At 46.5% G+C, this 3,874-nt stretch carries 7 protein-coding genes and 1 pseudogene; 3 read left to right on the forward strand and 5 right to left on the reverse strand.

Features of this window, described 5'->3' with window-relative positions:
* The coding region (locus tag B7X71_RS13430) for a hypothetical protein (protein ID WP_293601005.1) at positions 1–341 on the forward strand (341 nt) is incomplete at its 5' end.
* Positions 342–344: 3 nt separating this feature from the next.
* Here B7X71_RS13430 and B7X71_RS13435 read toward each other — a convergent pair.
* From B7X71_RS13435 to B7X71_RS13445, 3 genes are read right to left on the reverse strand one after another with little or no spacing between them, the layout of a single operon-like run.
* Positions 345–695: a phage holin family protein gene (locus tag B7X71_RS13435; RefSeq protein WP_215303797.1), complete on the reverse strand. Its 351-nt coding sequence runs from the start codon at positions 693–695 to the stop codon at positions 345–347.
* Positions 696–748: 53 nt separating this feature from the next.
* On the reverse strand, positions 749–952 hold the full coding sequence (locus B7X71_RS13440) for a SlyX family protein (protein ID WP_215303074.1): 204 nt from the start codon (positions 950–952) through the stop codon (positions 749–751).
* 20 nt (positions 953–972) lie between these two features.
* Positions 973–1,194, reverse strand: coding sequence for a hypothetical protein (locus B7X71_RS13445; RefSeq protein ID WP_215387492.1), 222 nt, complete (start codon positions 1,192–1,194; stop codon positions 973–975).
* Positions 1,195–1,227: 33 nt separating this feature from the next.
* Between B7X71_RS13445 and B7X71_RS13450 the strand changes: the two genes are divergently transcribed.
* A complete protein-coding gene (locus B7X71_RS13450; protein WP_293598609.1) occupies positions 1,228–2,244 on the forward strand; it encodes an LLM class flavin-dependent oxidoreductase in 1,017 nt (338 codons plus the stop codon).
* Here the strand turns inward: B7X71_RS13450 and B7X71_RS13455 are convergent.
* Complete coding sequence (locus B7X71_RS13455) at positions 2,228–2,650, reverse strand: putative toxin-antitoxin system toxin component, PIN family (protein WP_293598610.1); 423 nt, start codon at positions 2,648–2,650, stop codon at positions 2,228–2,230. The two genes, B7X71_RS13450 and B7X71_RS13455, sit on opposite strands and share 17 nt — an antisense overlap.
* Entirely contained in the window at positions 2,647–3,195 is a 549-nt protein-coding gene (locus B7X71_RS13460) for a YaeQ family protein (protein ID WP_293598611.1), read from the reverse strand. Before B7X71_RS13460 ends, B7X71_RS13455 begins: the two co-directional genes overlap by 4 nt.
* A gap of 89 nt (positions 3,196–3,284) precedes the next feature.
* Between B7X71_RS13460 and B7X71_RS13465 the strand changes: the two are divergent.
* Positions 3,285–3,874, forward strand: a pseudogene (locus B7X71_RS13465) (hypothetical protein); the annotation flags it as partial.

Consider the following 3,874-nt stretch of genomic DNA (forward strand, 5'->3'; position numbering starts at 1 on the left):
ATACGGTTGGACTTGAAACGGACAGGCTAGATGCCGTGTTGGCTGGCTCTATCAATCTGAAAACTGAAGCAGTGAATCTCATGATTGATCCACGAGAAAAATCAGGGCTCACTTCCGGCTTCGATTTAGCGGGACTCGTCAAGATGGGCGGCACACTGGCAAATCCTAAGGCGGGCATTAACCAGGCTGGAGTAGTCAATAGCGCCGTCTCAATTGGCCTTGGATTTTTAACGGGTGGGGTCAGTATTTTGGCAGAGAACGCTAGGTCCATGACCTCAAAAAGTCACCCCTGCCGGGATGCGCTCCACCCCTGGGCTGATATATACCCGGGGGCGAAGTAATACTTAAAACAGTAAGCCGCTGATAAACAGGCTGAATAAAGAAATAAAGATGCTGGCAAAGAATGCGGTCCAGAAGCTGGAGATCGTAAAGCCACTCACAACTGCAGAGACCAGCATTAGTACCAAGGCATTCACCACCAATAAAAAGAGTCCCATAGTGAGAACGGTGAGCGGTAGCGTGAAGAGAATCAATAAAGGCTTCACTACTGCATTGGCAAAGCCAAGTAGCAGGGCAGCAATGAGTAGTGAACCACCATCGGCAAAGCGTAGGCCACTAAAAAGGTAGCTGGCGACCCAGAGGGACAGAGAGGTTAGGCCCCACTGAACTAAAAACGGTAACAAGTTACCCATGATGAGTATCCCTTTTTAAATGAACTGGATTATCTATGCTTAATGTTATCAGGGCTTTAATAGTGAGGGGGGATTTCATCTTTAGGGCTGCTGATGCCTGCACCATCTCCGCTGCTAGATTGCTCCTTAATGGATTTAAGTTCGCGATATAGAAATTCAATTTGTTGCTGTTGCTTGTAAATGGTTTGATTCAGTTGATCAATCAAATCCTCGGTAAAGCTGAGTTTGATTTCAAGGTTATTGATGCGATCTTCAGTCATTTAATTTTCCTGTCTTTAGCTTAAGCATCGATTAATTCAAATCGACCGTCTTCCATTTCTGCTTTTGGTCTAATCCAAAAGTCATGTGACTGGAGGGATTCATAGACGTAGGCTGGTTCTAAATTGGCTTCAACATTAGCAAGCAGTACTACTTTATAAAATCCGCCTGTCTTGATGTGCCTAAGCTTGCTGCCCGGCTTAAAGAGGCCGTCATCAGCATCTGCCATTTTAGGTTTACTCATGTCAAAAAACCGCTTTCTCAGTATGATCTATGAATGACAAATTCTGTCCCGTACTCCATTCTAGATATATCTCCAATTCCCCAGGGATTTACCGCTGCGGATGCCTTGCGTAACTCCTTGGATGTTGCCCAGCATGCAGAGGTATTGGGCTATACCCGCTACTGGGTGGCGGAGCATCACAATATGACCGGTAATGCTAGCTCTGCTACTGCGGTCTTAGTTGGGTATATTGCTGGCGGCACAAAAACTATTCGGGTCGGCTCTGGTGGCGTGATGTTGCCAAACCATGCCCCATTAGTTATTGCGGAGCAATTTGGCACCTTAGCGTCGATCTACCCCGGAAGAATCGAATTGGGCTTAGGGCGTGCACCTGGAACTGATCAAATGACAGCCAGAGCTTTGCGTAGAGATTTACTAGGAAGTGATGATCGCTTCCCACAGGATGTTCGAGAGTTGCAACATTACTTCGGTCCTATTCAGGAAGGGCAATCTGTAAAGGCTATTCCGGGGGCAGACACCGAAGTACCAATTTGGATATTGGGCTCCAGTTTGTATGGCGCTCAACTAGCTGCTCATTTTGGCTTGCCATATGCCTTTGCCTCTCATTTTGCACCGGAGCAATTGCTAGATGCAATGACTACCTATCGAGAGTTATTTAAGCCATCCGATAAGCTGGCTAAGCCGTACAGTGCATTTGTGATGAATGTAGTCGCCGCGGATACTGATGAAGAGGCTGCATACCTTTTTACTACCTTGCAACAAAACGTAATTCGGATGCGTCGTAATACGCGCGGACAATTGCCGCCGCCGATTGATGATTTAAATGATTTCTGTGAGCCTCACGAAAAAACTACTGCCGATCATGCCTTGCGTTGCTCTGCTGTTGGATCCTTAGAAACAGTAAGAAAAGGGATGCAGTATTGGCTTGACCAAACTGGTGCAAATGAAATCATCATCACTGGTCAAATCTATGACCATCAAGCCCGCTTGAGATCATTTGAAATTGCGGCTGAAGCAGCTAAGGGATTGCGCTTTAGCTCTCAAGCCTAAAGGCGTTGTAGTCAGCGGTAATCAGAATACTTTCTTGAGCAGCTCGACTCGCGATCTTCAGTACTGCATTGTCCTTGCTAATGAGTATCGATGGCCTCAATTGATAGGCTAGATCTAAGAAGATTTGATCATCGGGGTCTTCGCATTTCCAAGGCGCGCTAGCTAGATTGGAATCATCGTATAGCTGTGCGATAGATTGCCATTGGGTCATTACGTCCGCTTGGGTGAATTCATCAAGCTTAAAAAGAGGTCGGGAAATGACATCCGCAAACTCCAGTAAAGTTTGCTGACTCGCAATTGCGGAAATGCTCCCATTCACAATCGCTTGTTTGAGATCGTCGGCCCTTGCGTCATTAAAGACAAAAATATCTAACAAGATATTGGTGTCTAAAACTACCGGCTTCATTGCTCTTGATTGCGCCAGATTTCTGGGGTGATAGTTACTTGGCCCATATCTGAAGAAACGTAAGCCTCGCCATCTTGAATATTGACATGCAGAACCATACTGCGCTCGACTAGCTTATTAAGTTCATTGGCCTGCTCCGCAGGAATAGAGATCACCTGAAGGTTACGGGCTCGAGTTAATTTATTCGCAATCCCATCCCACCAGATTTTGCTGGTGTGTCCGCCATAGCAATAGACGATGACTTGATCGGATCGACTGCAAGCTTTGAGGATGCGACGTTCATCTGGTTGACCCACTTCAATCCAAAGCTTGATGGCATCCGTGAGATCCTTAACCCAGAGGTCAGGTTCATCGGTATCGCTTAAGCCTTTAGTGAAAGCCAGATCTTCCTGAGCTTGCAGGGCAAAAGCAATGATGCGTACCATCATCCGCTCCTCGGTTTCGGAGGGATGCTTTGCGATGGTGAGGGAGTGACTGCCGTAATAGTGGCGGTCAGAGTCTGCGACGTGGAGGTCAGCTTTGTGGATAGTTGCGCGTAGAGCCATGGTGCATTATCGCCTTTTAAGGGGGATAGGCCGGATCTCCCAGTATTATTTAGAAAATTACCCTGATTTACTGTGTATCGTAGAGTCCCATGATCCGTATTACCGAACTTCGCTTGCCGATTAGCCATGCCCACGAGGCATTGGAAGAGGCGATCTTGAAGCGCTTGAATATCCAAGCCCAGGACCTGGTTCAGTTTGATGTATTCAAACGAAGCTACGATGCCAGAAAAAATGTCGCCCTTGCATTCATCTATACCGTTGATTTATCGGTAAAGAACGAAGAAAAATTGCTTAAACGATTTGCAAACGATGTTCACGTAAGGCTATCCCCAGATACAAGTTATCACTTTGTTGCTAATGCCTCACAAGTGAAGGGTGCAAACTTTGTACGCCCTGTTGTTATCGGGTTTGGCCCCTGTGGGATTTTTGCTGCATTGGTATTGGCGCAGATGGGCTTTAAACCCATCGTATTAGAGCGTGGCAAACCAGTGAGAGAGCGCACTCAAGATACCTGGGGTTTATGGCGTAAGAATGTCCTCAATCCAGAATCGAATGTGCAGTTTGGTGAGGGTGGGGCAGGTACATTTTCTGACGGCAAACTCTATAGCCAAATTAAAGACCCAAAATTTTATGGACGCAAGGTCATTGCTGAATTTATTAAAGCAGGCGCGCCAGAAGA

The organism is Polynucleobacter sp. 39-46-10 (assembly GCF_002282275.1).